This is a genomic window from Pantoea cypripedii (assembly GCF_011395035.1).
Lineage (GTDB): Bacteria > Pseudomonadota > Gammaproteobacteria > Enterobacterales > Enterobacteriaceae > Pantoea > Pantoea cypripedii_A.
This window is the reverse complement of the sequence record NZ_CP024770.1, coordinates 1464080-1486271: the sequence shown is the minus strand read 5'-3', so window position 1 is coordinate 1486271 and position 22192 is coordinate 1464080. Positions and strand designations below refer to the sequence as shown.

Below are 22192 nucleotides of genomic sequence, written 5' to 3'. Positions count from 1 at the left end.
TCGCGGACTCAACAAGAACGTTCGCCACCTCACTCGGGTTCATCGTGTGTACGACGCCAGTGCGCAGTCCGGAAAGCAATGGGATGGCTGAATCGTTCGTGAAAACGTTCAAGCGTGACTACGTGTATGTGAATGACCTGCCGGATGCGGTGAGCGTAATGGAAAAACTGACGGAATGGATGGAAGACTATAATAACTGGCATCCCCATAAAGGTCTGAAAATGCAGTCACCAAGAGAGTACAGAAGTTCACTGCTGGCTATAAATTAACCGTGTCCGTTTTAGCGGGGGCAACTCCACCAGACCACCTAAATATTCTTGCCAACTACTTGCATTCTGACGTAACCCATCTAATGCCTGCCGTCTAACCATATGGACACTCTCTATAGCTGTCATCTGGGTAATTGAGTTGCCTAAGGCGACATATGCTTTGCGGTGCCGTACGCCTGATGATGCCAGAATAAATGCCGCCAGATTCGGGGCACCGTAGCGTAACTGTTCAGCAAAGTTCATAACCCCAACAGCAATCTCAATGCCCTCTGCTTGCAGGCGATGCTTTAATAGACTTAGTCCCTGGTCTACTAAAGATTGAAGACTGAAAGTAATTACACGAGTATGTATAGCGAGTAAATCATCCATTTCTACTGACAGATGCCGTGCCGATTCAACAAATGCTTCACCTTTCATCCACCGATGGACCAGTTCAAAAAACTTGCTTTTAACACGCTCAGGGTCATCATCTTCGGGGCGGAAAGTCCTCACAATATCATCCCGAAGTTCACGATGAATCCATGCCCATTCTAAAAGGGCCGTGCGTAATTCATCACTCATAGGGTCAACCGGGTCCTGCCAGCGCTCTCGTGCTGGCATAAGAATTTGCTCAACAGAGCCTAATAGGCGAATTTTTGCTCCCGTTTCCCGGATCCATGATAGTTTCCCCGTCTGGCTCAATGAAACAAGTCGGCGGGCACGTAATTCGAATAAATTTCGTAAGAGTCCAAGTTGCCCATCCTGTAACTGCTTAGCTGCGAAGGTCTGATCGGCTAGTTGTCTGGCATGTATTGCAAAATCATCTTCTCCAACTTCCTCAGAAATTAAGTCAATAAGAGTGGAATCAACACCATCAATAACTGGATAAAGAGATGGAGTAGCTTCAAGTATCTCATTATTCAGGGCCAACCTGTTTTGTATTAGATAAGCGTTCAACCTCTGGATAAAGTCGCGCAGAGCACCTTTGACATGCTCGCCCGCACTTTGAGTCGCAACCGGCTCTACAAACTGCCATTGTTCGGGGTTAGCACAGATAACGAGTCCCTTGGTATTTGTACCTGCTCGCCCTGCGCGACCGACCAGATTCTTGATATCTCGAGCAAGCATCGCTTCCGGCGGCCCGTTCATTTTTCTGCGCTGCACAGAATAAAGGATAAGGCTGCGAATTGGGAGGTTAACACCCTCAGCTAACGTGCTGGTACAAATGACTAAACGGATATCTCCATCACGAATAAGCGTCTCCAGTACTTCCCTGGTTTCCTGGGGAATATCACCATGGTGAAGTACCGCCCCATTGCCGAGAGATTGTGTGCCAATCCATTCATTACCGTATTCACTTTGTAAGTAGGCAATACAGCGCTGCAATTTATCATTACGTGAGAATGAAAGTGGGTCTGGAAGATTCAGGGGAAATGACAATTGCTTTATAAGCTCTTCAGCCAGTCCCACCGCTCCCTGGGTCCCCCGTTTATTTGCAGCAAATATTGCTGTCATACCGATGGGCATAACTTTTCTGGCTACTGCTATAGCCTGAGTCTTGATGGATGTGAATGTATAAGTATTCATTCGACCTGTCGCTGGATTTGTATACCCAAAGTTATCGTTACCCAATAATTTTTCTACTGTGAATCGCCTCTCTGATATTTCATGGGGATGAATGTCAATATTCACGGATGTTCTCGCGCCGCTGCCAAGTGGCCGTAACTTTGCAAATTCAGCTATTGCTGGACGATAGGTACTGCGAATAACAGTGTCATTGTTACCACCCAGCCAGGCATTTATTTCTTCGATGTTCGGCACTATTGCTGATACAAAAATCACCCGGGGAGGAATGCCCGGTCTGGCTCGCAATCTGGCCAGAAGCAATTCTAAGCCAATTCCACGACCACCACTATCAAGCAAATGACCTTCGTCGCAAATCACAAGGGATATGCGTTGAGAAAAAGCTGAATCGGCGCTCAGGATCCCTGAAAGAGACTCAGGTGTTGCAATGATGGCCCGAATTTGGTCTAAGCCATGAATCTCGTCACCGCTTGGAACAGTGCCTCCATATGCACATCGTGCCGGCAGTCCCATTGCATTGAGTCGGCGAACCAAAGTTCCACGCAACTCTGAAGCCAATGATCTATAGGGTACAAGCAGGATAGCGGCGTCCTGCTGGTGTGAGGTTAAATGGGCGAACAGCAGAGTCTCACATAACGTGGTTTTCCCTGCGCCAGTCGGCATCTGCATAGCGTAACTTGCAGAGTTTTCCAATAACCCCCTCTGTATTGCCTGAATTTGTGATGGGAAGAATTCCCAGGTAGAAGGCTGACGATCAACCAGGGAACGAATCAGTGGTGTCCAGAATGGATGTGCTCCGCCAGGCAACACTGCTCTAAGATTTGTTTGACTGAAGCGCCCTAACAGGCGGCTAAATAATGTTGCCAGTATCCAGGCTTCTGGCCCCTCTTCCAGTGCTCTATTAACAGCTTCATACGATTCTCTGACAAGGTCTGAAATGCTAGCTACCTCCCCATTTTTGAGATCATTCTGCAACGACCGGACCAGATGAGAACGCGGGTTATTAGGCCGAGCCAGAAAGTCAAAACAAGCTGCCCGTAGTGATGCCGGGTCTGTTGGCTGTTGAGATTTACGCATTGCCAGACAAGCAGATGCTGGAAAGTCGCCAAAATAAAATGATGCAGAAGAAAACAGTGCTGCGTCATCTTTAGATATGCCTCTTTCTCTCAGCGTCTGTTCAGTATTGTCTACCACGAGTTGGAGAAAAGCATTACCAAGTTGCGCCCATTCAGAACTGGGAATATCCTGAAGACGGAGATTGCTGAAGATTTCACCTACGAGTGAAATATAATAATCATCGAGACGGTTGCTTACATGGGCCAGTTCTATAGATAACTGCGAAACATTAAAATTACGCAGATAGGTAAAGTTATCCGCATTATTTATCCAGGTTTGAAGTTGTCTTCGCATGATTATTCCACCGAATTGGTTGCCGCAGCATATACCGCCGAATAGGTGTTACGTAAATCAGGTACACCGATTACTACCAGTGTGTATTCAGGATCAGCACTTTCTGGTGCCGATGCTAACTCAGCATCAATTAAGCTATTGCAGATAACAGCAACCGCTCGAAAGCGTTTAGTAGCAGGAGGGTTATCAACTGCATTTATAAAACGATTAAGCAACGGTATATCCACATCTCCAAGGTCTGTTGTCATTGCCCTCTCGCGCAGCCAGACTAAAGTACTTGCCAGACGGCTGGTTCGATCTTTCTGGCAATCCCTTATCGCATCAGCTATCGGCGTAGAATTACCAGAGGTTGCTTTGGCTTTGACCTCTGCACACAATATTGTGTCTTCAGCGCTCGCCACAGCCCTGTTAGGCATAATAAAATGTACAACATCTGATTTCGGAGCTGCCTTTGTTCTGTCCTGTTTTAATCGCCACTTTTTTGGCCCTACTCCATAAGATGGAAGGGCCATTGCAGATTGATAAAAGTAAGCCAGTACCTCGCCAAAGTCTCCGGACATGACTGAACCAGCGTCTGGTAGTTGGGCTTGTATGACTTCTGCACCAGTTAGACTATGCCGTGTCATTGTCTCAATAAGAGTAGAATCTGTGATGTAGCAACGCCGCAGCGGGATGCTCATCATGGCCGGGAGCGCATTCGCCTGTTCGATGTTCATCCGCACTAAAACATAAGGGTGGCTTTGCTCCTGGCGAAACCATGCTATAGCTTCTTCGAAATTAAAACCGAGTTCATCCATAGAGTCCTCTATACTATGAGCAAATATAAATGCGACAGTTGCTGTACGTGGGCAACACACATAACGGTCAGCGATTGTTTTTATTTCCACAGAATTCTCTGGTTCAGTAGGATGAAAAAAGTTGTGAAGTTTGTGTTAAACATCATTATTGTACTCACCAGTAAATTCCAAGACTTCATGAATCTGTAAGTTGGGTTGTTAGTGTGCCCCTTCAATCTGAGAGTCAATATCTGGCAATCGGTATTTATGGAAATACCAGCAGTCAGTAAAAGACCATCTGAAATTACCTATGAATCTCCTTGTTGAACAGGTCATCCTCTCAGTGCTCTTTATGCTACCCCTACTCTCTTTCTACCCCTCTTTTCTTTTTAATTTTAACTTAAGACTATCAAGCCTCTGTTTCGACAAACCTCATTATTCAATAATAATGAGGCTTAGTAACCACTCCTGCATCAGAATAAATCATTTCCGCAAGGTGCCATTCCCGTTCTTTATTTCGAAAGGTAAGAATTACAACTTGTCGAACACCGACCCCTTGCGAGGATAAAACATTTTTTCATAAAAGCGTGTCGCATATTCATCCGTCATACCGGCAACATAGTCGCAGATAGTTCGCATCGCGTGCATTTCACTATCTGCTCGCGCTTCTTTGTAGTTTTTACGGGCAGACTCCGGTAAAAACCTCATCGGGTCACTTACCAACACATTGAACAGCTCAACAACAACTTTTTGGCCCTTAAACTCCAGCTGCTGAACATTCTCGTTGTGAATGACCTTGTCCTTAACCAGGTCAAAAATAGATGCTCGTAGCGCTTCAATATTGAATGGCAAAGCTGCTTTATACCTCAGCAGTTCAGACTTGAACTGATTATTCTGAGTGACTAACACAACATTTGTTATCATCAGGTTGACCAGCTTGCCAATGCAGTATTTACGCTGATGACTTTTTCCAAAGAGGTCAGCCTCTAGAGAGTCGAAAGTATCATTAAATCCATTTCCAAGGCAGTCACGGATAATGTGGGCTTTGTCGCTAAAGTGTTCCTTCCAGTGTTTCTGCGTGATCATGTTTAGCGAAATGGCGTCTTCCAGATCGTGTAGTGAATAAGAGATTTCATCGGCTAAATCCATAATGGTCGTGTCGAGCGATTTATAGAGTGTCTTTTTGTGTTTATCACCACCGACATTTTTCAACGTTCTGAAAAGCGTCTGGTCCGAAGAACCAAACGGTTTAAGGATGAAGTCAACAACATCATTTTCAGAATCGAGGTAACACTTTGGGGGTTTATTATCTGCTGAGCGAAAAAGCCAGTCATTACTTCCACCGTGAAGCAGGCTATACGCATTGTCATTAACAACAGACAGATAACTTGCTGGGTACTTCAGTACACCCAGCATGAAGCGACGGGTTGGATTCATCCCATGTTTTTCTGTGTACTTGTCCAGACGAGACAGTAGCCTCAGTGTCTGCCCGTTTCCTTCAAACCCACCAAACTCTTTCATGCAATGATTCAGCGCCACTTCACCACCATGTCCGAATGGAGGATGGCCGATATCGTGCGCAAGACAGACTGCCTGCATGAGGTCATCGTCAGGCAGGAATCTTTTCAACGCATTGTCTTCGTTTTCCTTTTTAAGAACATACAACAAGCCCGAACCAATTTGCGCAACCTCCATCGAGTGCGTTAATCGGGTCCGGTAAAAGTCGCTCTCTCCCAGACCAAGCACCTGGGTTTTAGATTGAAGCCTGCGAAAAGGGGAGCTGTGTATAAGTCGGGCAAGGTCACGTTTTGATTCTGAACGGTAATCAAGTGGTCGCTTTGCATCGGGATTTCTGCGTGCTTCCCACTGATCTTTATCTGGGTAGTCCATCAATAACTCCTGTTATGTTTATCACAAATGGAAATTGCGCCGGATATCGTTATTTTTATCGAAAGGTGTAAGCAACTTGTCAGTTCTGCATCTACCTTAATCTGTCATGGAACTACAAAGCTGTCTGTGCAAACAGGGCAATCTGCTAAATTTTACTGGGGAGGTTGCACTAACAGGCTTTATATGAGGAAGCAAGTCAACAGATGCCGCAAAACTTGAAATACCTATAAATGTACCCTCAGCCAGCTGTTTACCCCTTCAATATCATAAGCAATTAACCCATATTCCTGAGTCAGCAACATTTCAGGCAAAAACTCATCAAACTTCTGAAGACATTTTTCTGGGACACTCACAGCGAGCACCGTCTCATCGGGCACCCCTTCCCGTACGGCTTCGGACAGTGAAATTTTGATAGCGGATACAGTCGCATTCTCTACCACTATCACTCCGGCGAAAGTATCTGCTTTATACCCACGATAAATTAGCAATGCCGCTATCGTGTTTACAATCTTGTCTCCCATCCAGGACAGGATCACAGTGCTCCCCCCCTGCTGAATAAAATACTCGTTACTCAGGTTGCTTCTGTGGAAAAACTCAACGCCTTCTTTGAATAATTCTCTTGCCGCCGAGTCTGCATAATCCACTTTCTGATCGCCCACCGGTATACGGTAGTCCCCTTCCCTGTAAATCTTAAGCATCTCCTGCCGAATAGCATCATGGATAGACATTCCTCCACCGCCAAAGATTGGGGGTTGCCCTCCCTTTGTTGCCATTACGAAGATCACCTTCCTCTCGGTATCAACCTCAGTAACTTTCCAGCGTCGTCCACCAAAGATGATGTGTTGTTCAGGCAACAGTGGAGAGTCAATAGGGATTGAACCCAGAGTTTTGCTGCCTGAAATTATCCGGAATTCTTCTGGTGTATTGAACACAGCGAAGAAGGTGTACTTATTAACTATACGCTCGCCTTCTACACCGAGTACCAACTCTCCACTCGATAACTGCGTCAACAGTTGTCCTTCTCCCATCGACCGCAACAGCAGTTTGAAATCGGGAAGAGTGACCCGGTTAAAGGGTCCCTGCTGGCACAATTGGGTCCAGAGCTGATCGGCTCGTACACCTCCCCATTGAGCGGTGACGGCAAGGATCTGATGAAGAAGAGTTGAATAGTGCATCTGCCGCATATCAGCCGGTTCGAACCAACTATCGCGAATCATCAAGCGAATCATGGCAAACGACTGCACCAACTGGAGTCTGAGTTGGTCCACGATATCTGAATGTGTATTCAGCTCTCTCTCAGCGATTAGCATTCGTAGCAGGGATGCAGAATTTCGTCGTCCTGAGCGCCCCAGGCGCTGGCGTAAGCTGGAAACAGAGTGTGGTGGCGTGACCTGAATGACGGACTGAACCTTACCAATATCGATGCCCAGTTCCAGCGTCATGGTACAGATGGCTGTGGTCGGTAAATCCCCTTTTTGTAGTCTCGACTCAAGCATTTCCCTGTGCTCTTTAGCCAGTGAGCCGTGATGGGGAAAAAACTCATTGGGAACAAACGCAGCTTCACTGAGATCACTTAGCATCGCGGCGATGCTCTCAGTCCTGTTGCGACTGTTGGCAAAGACTAAATTTGATTCTCCCCTGCAGAGTCTGAAAATATCCTGGCAAATCTGTTGTTCAGCGGATGGGCGTGGTTCATCTTTCACTTCTGTGACGGGTTCCAGATATCCTTTTACCTGGACTTTAATCAGCGACTGACTGTGGCTATCCGTAACGATCGAACAAGGCAGCCGCCCGTCTGGCCTCAGGAGCTGGGGAACTCTCTCGATCTCTCCTAACGTTGCACTCAACGCCACACGGGGTACAGGGTTGTTGTAACGTCCGAGGAGATGATCAATTCTGTTGAGCTGTGAGAGAAGCTGCATCCCCCTCTCTGTACCGATGAATGCGTGAAATTCATCTATTACGACATAAGCTAATTTAGAAAAAGCCTGCTTAAGCCAGCCTGATGAACCCACCAGCATCGACTCAAGTGATTCAGGAGTGATGAGCAGAATCCCTGAGGGATTCTTTTTCATCTTTGCCTTCTTACCTTGTGCAACATCTCCATGCCAGGGAGTGACTGACATATCCAGCGTTTCCCCGAGACTTTCCAGGCGGCGGTATTGATCGTTAATCAACGCTTTGAGAGGGCTGATGTACACAATACCAAACCCACCCTCGATATCAGCAATTGCGGAACAGGCGGGCAAAAAGAATGCTTCCGTTTTACCTGCAGCGGTAGACGCGCTGATAAGAACATCACGATCGCCAGCCAATATGGGGGCAATGGCTCTTTTTTGCAGTTCCCTTAAATCTGCCCACCCCTGCTTATAAATCCATTTTTTAACGCGTGGATCGAGCTGGTGATACTCAATACTCATAACCTGAATCCAGCCAGATCTTCATCGTCATCCGTGGAGTCTGACGTGATTTCGTCCATATCACTTGGTCGATCAGTAACAATCACGACGTCGTCAATGAGCTGCTTCCAGTCTATTGAAGGATTCTGGTCGAGCACGGCAAGCATATCCAGAAAACCTTTAATCGTATTTCTTGGCGTCCGGAAATACGCATCACCAATCGTCTTACTGCAATGATGCAGGAAAGCAGTCAGGGCCTCATCCGGGACCAGATATTTCTCGGGTTCTCCACCTGCAAACACATGGCGCAGGTTTTTAAGAAGGATGTAAAGTTCTTCAGGGGTGAGGCTTGCCAGATGTAACGCGGGAGATGAATAGTCTGTTACCCCTGCACGCTGCGCAAAATTGTTTTCAGCCAGACGTGAGTGCAGAGCTTCATAACTGTACAGCCCTTTACGGGGATCAAACAGGAACTCTGGCGTACCACCAAGCAGGAATCCCAGATTTTCAGCGGAACCTTGAAGGCAGTCGTTTAAAATTCGGAGGATCTGTTCATAGTTAGCCGATCTCGACTGTGTATTGTTGAGCTTATAGAGGTTGACCATCTCATCCAGACACACCAACAGGCCTGCATATCCCGCCTGACGGACAAACAGGCTCATCAGCTTGAGTGAGTCATAGAAGGACGCATCAGTGATGATCGTCCTGACGTCCAGATCATTACGGGCATCCGTCTTAGTCGTATACTCTCCTCTCAGCCAGCGAATGGCATTCGATTTAAGCGAATCATTATCCTGCTCGTGGCCACGCCAGAATGCCTCAATAACCTTTGCAAAATCATACCCACCGACCATATCTGAAAGACTATCCAGCTTCTGATGGATAACAGTGTTAACGTTCGTGCCGGTACTATCAGCTTCCTTTCTGGCTTCAGTGACAAACCGCTCGACAACACTCAGTAACGCATTGCCATCCGGTTTATTTCGGGTAGACATATTCTTCATTAATTCGGAATACAGGTTGCGTGCCTGGCCGCCTGTCGCATGTATCCGGCGATCGGGTGAGAGATCAGCAGTCACGGTGACCAGCTTTTTCTCAAGTGCGATTGACCGCACAACGCTGAGAAAGAAAGTCTTACCAGAGCCATACTCACCGATAATCAGCCTGAAACCAGCTCCACCATCTGCAATGCGTTCAATGTCCTTATGCAGTGCCGTGATTTCATTTATTCGGCCGACCTGGATATGTTGAATACCAATTTTTGGTGTTACCCCTGACTTCAGGGACTGGATAATGGCATCTTTCTCTTTAGGGCGGATTCTTGTTGCTGACATGAACTATCCTTCTATTTCTTTCGCAATTTCATGATCGACCCAGATGTCATCACTATCTTCGATAACCGGGGCATCTACCATTTCAAATGACCAGTCATTGATCACTTCGATCGCACCACTCAGCATCAGATTGAGTTGTTTACACAATTCACCAACGTCATCACGCGCCCATTGATCTTTTTCAAGTAAACGTTGATATAGCTGGAAGTGAGCAGTATCAAGAGCGGTTTTGCTGTTACTCTGAATCTGAGATGCTGCTGGTATCTCTTCGGGTTCGTCATCAATAAAGATGGTGCTAAGAAGTTGCCGCACATCTCGTGTATCAGACTCATGACGAGCCAGAATGCCGGCATCAAGTGTAAAGACCGGACTTTCTTTCACCGTTTTCGAAGGTTGCGTTTTCTGGATAGAATCTGAGGTTGTTCGTTTATGAATATCGCTGGCGACAGTAGTACTGTCTAGTCCCAGGCTTGAGTAGATCTTTTCAAGCTGTTTGATTTCTGCTGGGGCTATTTTGCCGTCTGCACATGCAACATTGATAATGACCTGACTAATCGCAGCTTTGTCAGTATCACCCAGTTGCTCGATTCGGGCCTTCATCCCCATCATGCTGGAGGGTGTACTGAGCCGCCAGGTGAGATAGGCATGGAGTGAGCGCATTTCTGTCTCTGTTAACGCTGGATTGGTATCAATGACTTTTTCCAGAGTGTCCCGCTCAGAGATATCGATGTTATTGTCCGTATTCGCGACCATCGCCCCCAGCCGAAGAGCCAGAGAAACCGAAATATATTCAGGACCCGGGTTGAACGCATTCCCATATCCTTCAGCGAAAAGCACCACCTTGCCGTCAGCTTCAGGTTTTACATGGTGATAACGTAAATCAGGTACCATTCCATAGCCGGTTCTCCGGGCGAAGTCCTGCATTAACTCCGCTTCTTTCTTGTTGATTTTAGCGGGGATTGGCATCCCCATATAGGTCCAGAACTCAGAAACTGAAACCAGCCCCTGACATGTCTGAATTTGATGATTTGCCCAATTCCTGAAACGCGTAAAGACCTGTTCAGTGCTTTCATTGATAATCTCAGCAGGGAGAAGCATGATGGCAGCAACATCACTTCTTGACGCATTTTTCCTTCCCAGGTATCGGCTATAGGCATCAAGCTCATCTGTGCAGGTATCCGCGAGGGCAGCCAGTTTTTGTATCGGCCCCTTTAGTACAAAGGGATCCGGAAGATCAGGCGTTGCAACATGAGTGCCGAACAGCGTGGCGTTGGCAGGTCTGATCTCCAGTTTAAGTCGTGTTTTATTAGGTTTGACCGTGAGGCCCTCGCCGAATTTATCTGCATATCGTTTGGAAAAAAGTGATGCAAACTCATCAGCACAACGTCGTGCCGGGGTGCGCATAGAATATTCGGGATAATTTCTGACCCATGACAGAGCCAGTGCTGCGGGAAGAGGATGTCCCTGAGCAACGGTTTTAGCGAGATGAAATCTGAATAAGGGCGAATCCCCCGTCGCACTGACTTCCTCGTTCTCCTGGAGCAGATTTAACTCGCCCCTCATAAGCGTCATGGCTTCGAGTAATTGAGAGGAATAATGGCGGAAAGAGCGATTGTCATAAAAAATTGAACGAAGCCTGTTAACTTCGTCAAACAGAGCTTTAAACTCAGTATCTGCAACCATCTCTCCCTGGGCATCTACGAGAACCCGCCGCTCAATACCGTAAAAATAGATGAATACATAGCCAATGGGACAGGTTACATCATTGCGTTCACTGGCCAGCCAGCTCAGATAGGCACCTCGCCCTTGTGCTGAAAGGCGGGCGAAACTTGGCCAGTAACCTAACGTCTCGTCTGTGAATTGGTACGCTGAGGGAACTATAGATAAGTGATCATTTAACAGGGAGGATTCGGAACCATCGTCATAAAAGCCATTATCATCGAAACCCCCAGGCTTTAATCTCCCGCCAAAATAGACATTGCCACGTACGATTTCGATCCCGGCAATGCTGATACTTTCTCCAGGTAACACCCATCGAGCAGGGGCGGTATTACTTTGGTGCCTCTGGCTGGGGGCTTTGATATCAATACTAAAACTGGCAACGCCACCATTCTTCAGCTCAAATATCGGCAGATCATCATCGTCATCCACCCGAGTCGCTGCGTGAGTCTGAGCACTGCCTCCCCTTCCAGCTCTGTTTTGCCTTGCCAGTGGGCCCGATTTACTGACGTGAGAGCTGGTCGAAGTGGATACCTTCTTTTTCTTAAAGATAAAACAAACCGCGAGAAAGATGAGAAACGGAATCCAGAACCCCATGGCAAATCATCCTTAATGACGACTGGCGAGGCTCTAACTTGCTAATCAGTCAGACATTCACGCCAAAAAATACCAGAATGATCCTAAAATAATACTGAAGAGATAAATGTTCAATTGAAAAGTAATCGTTAAGACAAGCAGCCGACAACATCAAACTATGAGCAAAAATCTCAAGTACCCGGTCAATTGCTGATGAAAATTTTGACCAGGCAGATAGGGCGAAGATTTGTGTGCATTCAGGCCTGGATAGTTGCCCCACGGCTAACAGCACAGCCAGGGCCACGTTTGCGATAGAGCAATACTGGTTTTTCCTCAACGCAACCTAAATAAATAACTGATAAACAACCTTATCGATTATTAATAGAGTGATTAATTGCCGGGGTTCACACTTTAATCATTCTCAATGAGTCATACTATCAAAGATGAATTGGTCTTCTTCATCTTTGATATCCTGAAGCATATGAGATCTAACTTGGTATTGTAGGAATTTCACATTTCTTTGTGAAACATGGAGGTTGCCTATGAATAAGAAAATCCCTATGCATATAGTCATGCAAAGAATTATGCAAGTGCAGACCGTTTTATCACTCTGGCAACAAACATTAAGCAGTGATGATGGAAATGTCCCGGACATGATAGATGTTTTATCCACCCTGCTTGAGGATCTGGCAGATGCTATCGCAATCGACATGGAGTTGAGAGAATGCCCCGAGATATAACTCTTTATCAGGCCGCAAAAAAGGCGCAGCAAGCTGAAATTATATGCCTGATGATAGAATGCTACCCAAACAAGATGTCTGATGATGAATTATCGTCTCTTGCCGCATTACTTAGAGAATTGGCCGGGAATGCTGCTGCCTGGCTTATTGAGGAACAAAATATAAGAGACATGTGCTAATGAACCAACACTCCAGAAAGTTCTTACCGGCAGATCATGCTGGCGAGAAAATTTATCCCTGCATTGAAAATGCTATAATCAAATATGATGATTACGAATCATAAATAACCTCCCTTTGAATAAACCAGTACAGATTTATTCAGAGGTTAACTGTAAGGAATGACAGTGTGGAAATGAAAAGTTAGCAACCAAATGACAATGGGGGAAAATGGTCTGCAGAGTATCTAACCCGTGTTATGAACTTTTTAACGCAAATGCTAGCGGAATGGAGTCTGAAATATGAGCCTTTACCATGATATAAACTGCCTGATCTTCCCCAAAGCTACCCACCATTGATGTAATTGAACAAAAAACCACACCAGGATTAACTATGTGGGCAGACTTACCAGATGATATCGCGAAAGAGGTCAAAGGAAAGAAAGGGAAATTGGCCAGAGAACTCGGATGTTCTGAAGCAACTTTCACTCATCCGTCTACCGAAAATAAAATCTGATCACGTAATTTACCAGAACATTCAGTTAAACAGCCGCCAGAGGCGGCTGTATGTTAACAAAGCGGAGTGAGAGTGAGTTCCATCAACTAACGGGCGAAGCCATCATAATCTAAAGGTCAGGCAACCTCTTCTCTATAGCAAATAGCATGCTTATCCTGGCTATAAGTTATTCCATTGCTGTTCACCCGGAAGAGATATTGACATGACTCCATCTTTAAAATCGACGCTAGCCCCCGTAGGAGATAGAGGCGTGACATTCGTTAAGGTGTCATCACTTAAGACTTTAGAACCTTGTGAACTTAAAATTCTGACCGTATATTTCCAGGATACATTACCCTTATCAAAATCATAAGGATAACTGAATGTAACAATATTATTCGAAGAATTAGCAACCTGATGAAAGTCTTTTTCAGCAAGCTTTGATACCATAAGACGCTTACCATAAATAGTCAGTATATATCCTATATTCCCTCCTCCCTTGCTAATACCTAAACCATCTTTTCCATTGCCAACCACGCGGGCAGGCACAAAAACACATCTATCTCCACTTAATACTGCTGGTCCAACACTACTTCGCCCACCCTTATTGGTCGCAGTTAACTCATATCTATCCACGATCTCATCAGACTTCAGACAATATTGTTCAGATACATCGCTGTTTCCACCCGACCCGGTTTCTCGATAAAATTTTGGTTGTGTTATATAGGCAACATAAGTCGGACTCCATATGCTTTCAGAAGCCGTTATGGTTGCGTCCAATGTAAAAATAGTCGCTGGTCTGACAACCACTGCGATTTGTTGTGGTTGCGCTGGCTCGACGCTAACTTTACACCCCAGCAATGCATTCAAGATCCCATCTCTTCTGATACGTTTTTTTAGTCCGGAAATCGTAAAACTCACTGTCTGAAGTGTTTGAACCGTCTTAATGGCGTTTCCAGGAATAACAAATGACATCTCGTTGTCAGTCCGGGCCATAATTGGAACGTCAACATTATCAAGTTTGACCCTGATTTCTGAATCGTTATTTAGAAAATTTCCTCTGACCGTAACCAGCACCTCATCTCCATTAAAAATTATTTTTTGTGGTGTCCAGTAAACGATTCTTGGCACCTGATCTCTACAGGGTAATGAATAAGTTACATTATATGCCAATATATCAGCATCACCTATAGAAAGTCGAGCTTCATTGAAGCTATGAGATGCAACTTCCTTAGTGGACTTTTCAATTAGTAACGTCAATTTCTGGGCATCCGTTAAAAGTTTTCGCTGTGTGGCATCTAATCGATCAAAAGCGGTATTCATGTTTGAACCAAGGACTCTGTTTATATCAACTAAAACATTCTGAGCATTTTTTTGAAGGGAATTACCCGCCCCCTTGACCTCCCCTCCAGCCGTCTCAATTGAGTCCTGTAACCCTTGCAATGCGTCCTGCAACATTTTACTTACCATAAAAGCAGTAATAGGCTCAGCATTGACGGGTTTCACATAGAGCGGTAATAACAGACTAAGAATAATTGCAAAAGACCATTTCATTATTTTACCTCTTATCATCATTTGTGAGGGGTTAGTAAAAAAATGGTAGTTGAGACAGTTCAAAAGAGTACACTTATGAAAATCTTTAGCGCATAAAGAGTTATTTATTTAGTCGCTAATGGGGAAAAACTATAAACGTCAGCTAAGATAAGAATATGAGAGAAATAGTTAACACTTTTAAAACTCTCCCCTCAGTTATTTTTTCGTAAATTGCAATGGCCTACGCTCATCCCAGTGTATTTATTACTGCGGACCCCAGTTGATGCCGCCATTCAGCATAATGACTCTTACATGCTTCAGCAGCTGGTGTAGCCCCCCATATCTCCAATCGGTACATCCAGGCAACTATGTCTGCCGTCGTCAAACGACGTAATAAATATCAGGCTCTTTGCGGATATCGCATTACTTATAGATTCCATCCCGCGACCATCACCAAATCCGTTGTTCCAACAACATCAAATCAACGTGTCCGTTAGGCAGTCTTCCAGTCACTGTCAGCAACACAATATCGCTCCTTGGATTTCGTCACTTCCGGATGTACAGATTTTTTCTGGTCCTTCGGGAGATCATTCATGTATTGATATGAGGAAACCGTGGCTCAACAGGCCGGGTGTAAGCTCCACATTAGGTAGTAGCGATGATGGTGCCTGAACACTGGTTAAAATGATCTTGAGCTTCATTAACCCTGTACTCTAATGCAGACGCCAGCCTTGTGCGCTAACGTGCATACCAGAAATCAGCATAACTACCGCCTGCAGCCAGTAGTTGCTGGTCATTAATCTGCTCAATGATCTACTGCTGCTCCAGCACCAAAATCAGGTCGACGTTTTGAATGATGGAAAGCTGATGATGGTGGCAGAATAAAATTAACTCATTAACTATGCAATACAAAATGTCCTAAGGACATTTTGTATTGCATAGCTACATGTTGTCAACAGAAATTTTCAACCCCTTAAAATTCAGCGTCTCAGAGCAGAATGTCGAATCGGGAAAGTTGACAAATTATAGCTGACAGCGTATAAGTCCTAAGGACTTATACGCTGTCAGGTGTTACATGAATAAAACAATTTCCTTGCGTGAATCCATCCGTCTGACGCTACTGAATCAGCACCCTAAACCCGTTATCGCGCTGCACGAATTTCACGAGTATATCTACACGCTATATCGCGAAAAGACGTTTGACGATGTGCCCCTGGGAAAAATCAAAACTGCCGAACCTGAAGCCCGCATCCTGAACGAGGCGCTGGGTGAGATGCTGCAGCAAGGTATCCTGTTGCCCGCGATCGACGGATACGTCTGGCAGATAAGCAACCGCGATACGCCCACAGCACAGCAGCAGGTCTGCGATCTGACCCCCTATTCCCATCTGTCGTACCTGTCGGCGATGGAATGGCACGGCCTGACGGACAGGATCCCGCACGTGCTTCACGTGACGCAGGCCCCTCTGGCGACAGCAAGAAAGCTCCATCAGACTGAACTGAACACACGTCTGCCTGGCGTGAAAAACGTCACGCCGCTACTGCCGCGGGGCTTTACGCCCTACGGGAACATCGACGGGAAAACGCTCATCCAGCATACCAAAATCCGATACCGCCCGCGGACTGAGCTTCACGGATCTGGCGGAATCCGGGTCACCAACCTCGGCGAGACGTTTCTGGACATGCTCAGAGAACCGGATCACTGCGGAGGCTTTGCGCACGTAGAGGACGTGTTCCGTGAAAGAGCGGCCGAACATCTGCCAGTGATTGTCAGAACTGTTGAGAAGGAGGGCACGGGGATCGACAAGGCGCGCACCGGTTACATGCTTGAAGAGGTCTGCGGGCTCTCACACCGCACTATTGATAAGTGGAAAGCCACCGTTCAGCGGGGCGGCAGCCGGAAGTTGGTCTCGTCGAACCCTTACAAAAATGTGTTCTCCGAAGTATGGTGTATCTCCCTTAACAACTGAGCCCGGAAAGATCATGGAATACACGATTGAGGAATGGATTGCTGCGGCGCCAGCGGACAGGGTGACCTTTCGCCAGGCCGTGCATATCGTGCTTCAGGCCATTGCGGAGAGCGAGTACCTGAAGCCGCGGATGATAATGAAGGGCGGCATCCTGCTGGGTCTGCGCTACCGCAGCACGCGCTTCACAGAGGACATCGATTTCTCCACCAGCATGCGTCTGGCAGATATCGATAAAGACACCTTTCGCGGGGAACTCAATGAAGCGCTGCAGATTGCGTCGGCCGAGCTGCCCTACCAGGTCACCTGCGCGGTGCAGCGCCTGAACATCCGGCCCGCCGAGAACGCCACCTTTCCAGCGTTTATTTTAAAAATCGGCTACGCACGCAACAACAGCGAGGGCGAGATGCGCCGCCTGCGTGAGGGACAGTCCCCCCATACCGTGCAGATTGACTACAGTCTGAACGAGCACAGTCTGGCGGTCGACCACATTGCCCTCGCTGATGACAACGATCTGCTGGCCTACAGCTTCACGGACCTGGTAGCCGAAAAGCTTCGCGCCGTTATGCAGCAAGTGGTCAGAAACCGCTCGCGCAGGCAGGATATTTACGATCTCAACCTGCTGCTGTCCTCGGTGGCCGTGGACGACCAGGACCGACTGCTCATCCTCACCAGTCTGTTGGAAAAGTCCGCAGGCCGGTTGGATCCTGGGTTTGTAAACCCGGCAACACTCGATCGGGAAGATATCCGCGCACGCTCCGCACAGGAATATGCGCTACTTGCAAGCGAGGTTGCCGGTGCGCTGCCAGATTTTGATGACAGCTTCGAGGCGATTGCGGTGTTTTACCGCGCGCTGCCGTGGGGCCAGGTCACGGGATGGCGGCATGCTGAGCAGTGATTACCATCTCTGCCTGCAGGGGGGGCGGGAAGAACAGCTTGACCGGTTTCAGGTGGCAGAGACCGGAAGGTGTACGCTGTTTCTGATGGCCGACGGGTTCTCGAAGTGCGACGCCCGCCCGCACTTCGTAGACTGGCTGACAGAGCGGACAGCCAGCTTGCGCGGTTCAGGCCAGGATGCTGAGGCGGTCTGCATGACACTCAACGCCCTGCTGAACGCACATGACAGCAGCCCGGGCAAAGCGAGCGTGGCCTTTGTGATATCTGACGAAAACGAACATCGTTTCGCTACGTTGGGCGATACGCGGATTTACTGGCTGGCTCGCCGCGACAGAACGCGCGATCATTCGCTTGCCGAACGTTGCGTGGCGCGGGGGCACTGTCCTCCTGAGGCCCTGCGGCATCACCCTCTGCGTAACCGGCTCACCGCCTGGGCGGGTGCCGGTACAGGAACCGTTCATACATTGGCATGGTGCAGCGCCCCCTTTCTGGAGAACGAACGCCTGCTTGTTTGCACGGACGGGTTCTGGAGCCAGCTCGGTGAAGACGATATATACGCCATCGACACTCCCGCCGCGCTCCATGAACAATGCAGCGACCTGCTGGGTGCCGGTGAGCGCGAACTCCCCGATAATCTCACCGTGGCCCTGTTGAAGTACACCGGAAGGCGTTAGCCCTGCCCCTCAGCTGCGTTTGCGAACGGTCTGAAGCTCCCGGACGTATGTCTCGATGTCCTGCAGATCCTGCACCATTTCGGCTGTCGACAGGAAAGGGTTACTCGCCTCTGTGGCGCTATTGTCCCCGAAGAAGTGAGGGTCACGTACTCGCACTGCACTCCCCTTAACGTTTAACAAACCGAACCGGCATTCTTCGAATCCCAGTGTGTTTATTACTACGCACCCAATTGACGTCGCCATCCAGCATATATCCGCTTTCTTATACGCTCCTTTTTAAGCGAGCTAAAGAACGATTCTGCCACCGCATTATCCAACTTCCTTTCAACAACAATCTCTGCCTTATCGACAACAACCGCTTTGGGCAATGCCACAGGTACTTCCAGGAAAGAGTGCAAAGGAGCGGCAACCGACACCATTGACTGATTTAAACATCCAGCCATCCCTAAAGACTTCGCAGAATAATCAGATGTACACAAAGCCTTCAATTGCCGAGCACCTGATGCAGATAAAGCCAGGAATAATAAAAATTAAAAATGCTGAGATTGGCTGAGAATTGAGTAGAACTTACCCGATTCCCATAATTTTAAGAAATTTTGTATTCGGCCAGCTCGATATACTTCTTACGTGTAAAACAAAAGAGGGTTAATTAAATGATTTTTAAGCCGAAATTTATCAGTTTCGATTGCTATGGAACGCTCATTAACTTTGAAATGGGACCCACTGCAAAGACACTCTTTACTGATCGCGTGCCGGAACAGCATATGCACGCTTTTCTGGAAAGCTTCCGCTTCTATCGCCTTGATGAGGTTTTAGGCGAGTGGAAACCCTTTATCCAGGTCATTGAGAACTCAATTCAACGGGCTTGCAAGGCGCACCACGTTGAATACCGCTCCTCTGACGCCATCGCACTATATAATGCGGTGCCTGGCTGGCAGCCCCATCCCCATGTTGTCGAGACACTGGAATTGGTTTCACAACATATTCCGCTAGTAATCCTGTCGAATTCGATGACCGACCTGATCCCTCACAGTGTCGCCCATCTCAAGGCCAACTTTCATGCCGTATACACTGCAGAGGAAGCCCGCGCTTACAAGCCACGCGCTCAGATTTTCGAGTACATGTTCGACCAGCTGGGTTGTGGTCCGGAACAGATGATGCACTGTTCGTCCAGCTTTCGTTATGACCTGATGACAGCGTCCGACCTCGGTTTTATGGCTAAGGCGTTTATTGACCGCGGACACGAACCCACCTTTGACGGTTACGGTGTAAGTCGTCTGACCGACTTCCGTCAGCTTCCTGGCTTGCTTGGTCTTTGATCTATACCTATGTGCCGCATCATGAAGCGAGGAAAAAGATGGTGAAGGTAAACGCAACCGATGCTGCCGCTTTAAGTACAGCAGCTCCCGACATATCACCCCATGAAATACAATCGCTGGTGGCTGACTTGTATGGGATCGAGGGCACGGTTCGGTTGCTGGCCAGTGAGCGTGACCAGAACTGCTGCATCGAAACACAGAACGGGACACGTTATGTGTTCAAAATCAGCAATCAATCTGAATCAGCGTCGATTGTCGATTTCCAGATTGCAGCACTTAATCATGTGGCTGCAACCTCGCCGGATCTGCCTATCCCGCGTGTCGTGCGCACATTAACCGGACAAACATGTGACTATGTCACTTTAAAAAATGGGGGGCATACCACGGTTCGGATGCTTACCTATCTGGACGGGGTTCAGGTTAAGGAAACACCCCGAACAGCCGGACAACGTCGCACGATGGGAACCTGCCTGGCAAGGCTTGATCTGTCTTTAAAAGGATTCTCACATCCTGCCGCCAGCCACGATCTTTTGTGGAACGTATCCGCAGCGCATCGCCTTACGGAAAAGCTGGAAGACCTTGTCGATCCTGAGCGTCGCAGCCTTGCAGGAGCGTTTATGGCTCGCTTCAAAGAGCATGTATTACCGCTTCTTCCGATGCTCAGGGCTCAGGTGATCCACAACGATTATCATCTCTACAACGTACTCGTCGCACCGGAGGAGCAGGATCGCGTCACGGGGATCATCGACTTCGGCGACATGCTGTATGCGCCATTAGTTGGAGAGGTAGCAACCGCAGCGGCCTTCCATATGACTGGTTGCGCCGACCCCTTCGAGGGGCCTGCACAGTTCGTCGGTGCCTACCACAAGACGCTTGCGCTCACTGACATTGAGCAAGAGATCGTTGCTGACCTCATGGCAACGCGCCATCTCATTACGGCCCTGATCTCGGAATGGCGTGCTATCCGCTACCCCCACAACCGCGTCTATATCATGCGTCATAATCCGGCGGCCTGGGAAGCGCTGTCACAAATGGCGGACATCACTCGCAACTGTGCACGTGATCGGTTGTTATCCGAAACCCGAAACGAGAGAAATCAATGAAAAGCACGACAGACCTTAATATGGTGAATGCTTATATCCCCGGTCTTGCTGATGTGGGACCAGATACAACTGCGATGATCCAGCGTAGGGATGCGTTGCTGGGACCCGCCTATCGTCTTATGTATGAGCATCCTTTGCATATTGTTCGCGGTGAAGGTGCCTGGCTCATTGATGCACAAGGCCGTCGTTACCTTGACGTCTACAACAATGTGACCTCTCTGGGGCATTGCCATCCTACCGTGAGCGAGGCGATTTGCCGGCAGGTCCAGACCCTGGCGACGAATACTCGCTATCTGCATGACACAATCCTGGAGCTGGCCGAATACTTACTGTCGACCGTTCCGGAAACGTCTCTCAGCCATCTGATGTTGACCTGTACAGGCAGCGAAGCGAATGATCTCGCTTATCGTATCGCCAAAATGCGTACCGGCGGCACAGGCGTGATTGTTACCGAGACGGCTTATCATGGTATCACCGACGCAGTGTCGCAGTTTTCCCCTTCTCTGGGCACGGCAGTCGACCTCGGACCGCACGTACGTCTGGTTCCTGCCCCTCGTCAATACCATGCTGAGGGCATTGACCTCGGCGAACGCTTTACACACGATGTCGAAACTGCCATCGCTGATCTGCAGCGTCATGGAATAAAACCAGCCGCACTGATCGTCGACTCGCTTTTCACCAGTGATGGCATTTTGCCCGGCCCGACTGGATTCCTGACAGGCGCGGCCGACGCGATAAAACGTGCCGGCGGCTTGTTCATTGCCGACGAGGTACAGCCTGGATTTGGCAGAACCGGAGAATACATGTGGGGATTCCAGCGCCACGGTGTCATCCCGGACATCGTCACGATGGGCAAGCCGATGGGTAACGGTCAGCCTATTGCCGGGCTGCTCGCAACTGCCGACGTGTTAGAAGAGTTCGGTCAGCGTTCAAGGTACTTCAACACCTTTGCAGGCAATACCGTATCCTGTGCGGCGGCGCTGGCCGTATTAAGAACCATCGAACGGGATGGTTTGATCGGACATGCAGGGAAAGTTGGGAAGGTCCTGTTTGATGGCATTGCTGGGCTGGGAAAACAGCATGAGGCCATTGGAGATGTCCGGGGATCCGGGCTATTCGTGGGCGTTGAGCTGGTTGCAGATCGTCAATCACGTGAACCAGATCGTTGGCTAACCAGTCAGGTAGTGAACCGAATGCGACAGAAAGGTATATTGTTGAGTGCCTGCGCGATGGGACACAACGTGCTGAAAATCCGTCCTCCACTGGTGCTGACAGAGGAGCAGGCAGGGATGGTTATCAATGTGCTCGATGAAGCGCTGACGGAAGCGAGCGCATCCAGGGTTGGACGGTCCAGTCCAAATATATGATGGGAT

15 protein-coding genes are annotated in these 22192 nt (G+C 48.1%); 8 read left to right on the top strand and 7 right to left on the bottom strand.

Annotated elements, in window-relative coordinates; genetic code table 11:
* A partial coding sequence (locus CUN67_RS30190) for an integrase core domain-containing protein (protein ID WP_208718844.1) occupies positions 1 to 269 on the top strand: 269 nt, incomplete at its 5' end.
* On the opposite strand, the gene CUN67_RS30185 is transcribed toward CUN67_RS30190, so the two are convergent.
* The 6 genes from CUN67_RS30185 to CUN67_RS30160 all read right to left on the bottom strand — a co-directional run bounded on the left by CUN67_RS30185 (position 249) and on the right by CUN67_RS30160 (position 11957).
* Positions 249 to 3242, bottom strand: a complete 2994-nt coding sequence (locus CUN67_RS30185; protein ID WP_208719435.1) for a DEAD/DEAH box helicase — start codon at positions 3240 to 3242, stop codon at positions 249 to 251. The genes CUN67_RS30190 and CUN67_RS30185 overlap by 21 nt on opposite strands.
* A 2-nt stretch (positions 3243 to 3244) precedes the next feature.
* The gene (locus CUN67_RS30180; protein WP_208719434.1) at positions 3245 to 4039 is read right to left on the bottom strand and encodes a Hachiman antiphage defense system protein HamA; all 795 of its coding nucleotides are present in this window, start codon (positions 4037 to 4039) and stop codon (positions 3245 to 3247) included.
* 510 nt (positions 4040 to 4549) lie between these two features.
* The gene (locus tag CUN67_RS30175) at positions 4550 to 5908 is read right to left on the bottom strand and encodes an anti-phage deoxyguanosine triphosphatase (RefSeq protein ID WP_208719432.1); all 1359 of its coding nucleotides are present in this window, start codon (positions 5906 to 5908) and stop codon (positions 4550 to 4552) included.
* Positions 5909 to 6132: 224 nt separating this feature from the next.
* Positions 6133 to 8328: a DEAD/DEAH box helicase gene (locus CUN67_RS30170; protein WP_208719430.1), complete on the bottom strand. Its 2196-nt coding sequence runs from the start codon at positions 8326 to 8328 to the stop codon at positions 6133 to 6135.
* Positions 8325 to 9641 (bottom strand): ATP-binding protein, encoded by a 1317-nt coding sequence (locus CUN67_RS30165; protein ID WP_208719429.1) that lies wholly within the window; start codon positions 9639 to 9641, stop codon positions 8325 to 8327. The genes CUN67_RS30170 and CUN67_RS30165 overlap by 4 nt, the downstream gene beginning before the upstream one ends.
* A gap of 3 nt (positions 9642 to 9644) precedes the next feature.
* Complete coding sequence (locus CUN67_RS30160) at positions 9645 to 11957, bottom strand: TerB N-terminal domain-containing protein (RefSeq protein ID WP_208719427.1); 2313 nt, start codon at positions 11955 to 11957, stop codon at positions 9645 to 9647.
* Between the two features lie 521 nt (positions 11958 to 12478).
* Between CUN67_RS30160 and CUN67_RS30155 the strand changes: the two genes are divergently transcribed.
* Positions 12479 to 12676 (top strand): hypothetical protein, encoded by a 198-nt coding sequence (locus CUN67_RS30155; protein ID WP_208719425.1) that lies wholly within the window; start codon positions 12479 to 12481, stop codon positions 12674 to 12676.
* A gap of 831 nt (positions 12677 to 13507) precedes the next feature.
* Here CUN67_RS30155 and CUN67_RS30150 read toward each other — a convergent pair.
* Positions 13508 to 14881, bottom strand: a complete 1374-nt coding sequence (locus CUN67_RS30150) for a hypothetical protein (RefSeq protein ID WP_208719423.1) — start codon at positions 14879 to 14881, stop codon at positions 13508 to 13510.
* Positions 14882 to 15935: 1054 nt separating this feature from the next.
* Between CUN67_RS30150 and CUN67_RS30145 the strand changes: the two genes are divergently transcribed.
* The 6 genes from CUN67_RS30145 to CUN67_RS30120 all read left to right on the top strand — a co-directional run bounded on the left by CUN67_RS30145 (position 15936) and on the right by CUN67_RS30120 (position 22186).
* Complete coding sequence (locus tag CUN67_RS30145) at positions 15936 to 16829, top strand: type IV toxin-antitoxin system AbiEi family antitoxin domain-containing protein (protein ID WP_208719421.1); 894 nt, start codon at positions 15936 to 15938, stop codon at positions 16827 to 16829.
* 13 nt (positions 16830 to 16842) lie between these two features.
* Positions 16843 to 17724 (top strand): nucleotidyl transferase AbiEii/AbiGii toxin family protein, encoded by an 882-nt coding sequence (locus CUN67_RS30140; protein WP_208719419.1) that lies wholly within the window; start codon positions 16843 to 16845, stop codon positions 17722 to 17724.
* Positions 17711 to 18397: a PP2C family protein-serine/threonine phosphatase gene (locus CUN67_RS30135; RefSeq protein ID WP_217621314.1), complete on the top strand. Its 687-nt coding sequence runs from the start codon at positions 17711 to 17713 to the stop codon at positions 18395 to 18397. Before CUN67_RS30140 ends, CUN67_RS30135 begins: the two co-directional genes overlap by 14 nt.
* A 653-nt stretch (positions 18398 to 19050) precedes the next feature.
* On the top strand, positions 19051 to 19716 hold the full coding sequence (locus CUN67_RS30130; protein ID WP_208719416.1) for a haloacid dehalogenase type II: 666 nt from the start codon (positions 19051 to 19053) through the stop codon (positions 19714 to 19716).
* Positions 19717 to 19754: 38 nt separating this feature from the next.
* On the top strand, positions 19755 to 20819 hold the full coding sequence (locus tag CUN67_RS30125; RefSeq protein WP_208719631.1) for a phosphotransferase: 1065 nt from the start codon (positions 19755 to 19757) through the stop codon (positions 20817 to 20819).
* The gene (locus CUN67_RS30120; protein ID WP_208719414.1) at positions 20816 to 22186 is read left to right on the top strand and encodes an aspartate aminotransferase family protein; all 1371 of its coding nucleotides are present in this window, start codon (positions 20816 to 20818) and stop codon (positions 22184 to 22186) included. Before CUN67_RS30125 ends, CUN67_RS30120 begins: the two co-directional genes overlap by 4 nt.
* Positions 22187 to 22192 lie beyond the last annotated feature (6 nt).

Bases quoted from the DNA above. Each gene is read 5' to 3' on its own strand.
- CUN67_RS30185 (WP_208719435.1), bottom strand. From the start codon at position 3,242: ATGCGAAGACAACTTCAAACCTGGATAAATAATGCGGATAACTTTACC.
- CUN67_RS30180 (WP_208719434.1), bottom strand. From the start codon at position 4,039: ATGGATGAACTCGGTTTTAATTTCGAAGAAGCTATAGCATGGTTTCGC.
- CUN67_RS30175 (WP_208719432.1), bottom strand. From the start codon at position 5,908: ATGGACTACCCAGATAAAGATCAGTGGGAAGCACGCAGAAATCCCGAT.
- CUN67_RS30170 (WP_208719430.1), bottom strand. From the start codon at position 8,328: ATGAGTATTGAGTATCACCAGCTCGATCCACGCGTTAAAAAATGGATT.
- CUN67_RS30165 (WP_208719429.1), bottom strand. From the start codon at position 9,641: ATGTCAGCAACAAGAATCCGCCCTAAAGAGAAAGATGCCATTATCCAG.
- CUN67_RS30160 (WP_208719427.1), bottom strand. From the start codon at position 11,957: ATGGGGTTCTGGATTCCGTTTCTCATCTTTCTCGCGGTTTGTTTTATC.
- CUN67_RS30155 (WP_208719425.1), top strand. From the start codon at position 12,479: ATGAATAAGAAAATCCCTATGCATATAGTCATGCAAAGAATTATGCAA.
- CUN67_RS30150 (WP_208719423.1), bottom strand. From the start codon at position 14,881: ATGAAATGGTCTTTTGCAATTATTCTTAGTCTGTTATTACCGCTCTAT.
- CUN67_RS30145 (WP_208719421.1), top strand. From the start codon at position 15,936: ATGAATAAAACAATTTCCTTGCGTGAATCCATCCGTCTGACGCTACTG.
- CUN67_RS30140 (WP_208719419.1), top strand. From the start codon at position 16,843: ATGGAATACACGATTGAGGAATGGATTGCTGCGGCGCCAGCGGACAGG.
- CUN67_RS30135 (WP_217621314.1), top strand. From the start codon at position 17,711: ATGCTGAGCAGTGATTACCATCTCTGCCTGCAGGGGGGGCGGGAAGAA.
- CUN67_RS30130 (WP_208719416.1), top strand. From the start codon at position 19,051: ATGATTTTTAAGCCGAAATTTATCAGTTTCGATTGCTATGGAACGCTC.
- CUN67_RS30125 (WP_208719631.1), top strand. From the start codon at position 19,755: ATGGTGAAGGTAAACGCAACCGATGCTGCCGCTTTAAGTACAGCAGCT.
- CUN67_RS30120 (WP_208719414.1), top strand. From the start codon at position 20,816: ATGAAAAGCACGACAGACCTTAATATGGTGAATGCTTATATCCCCGGT.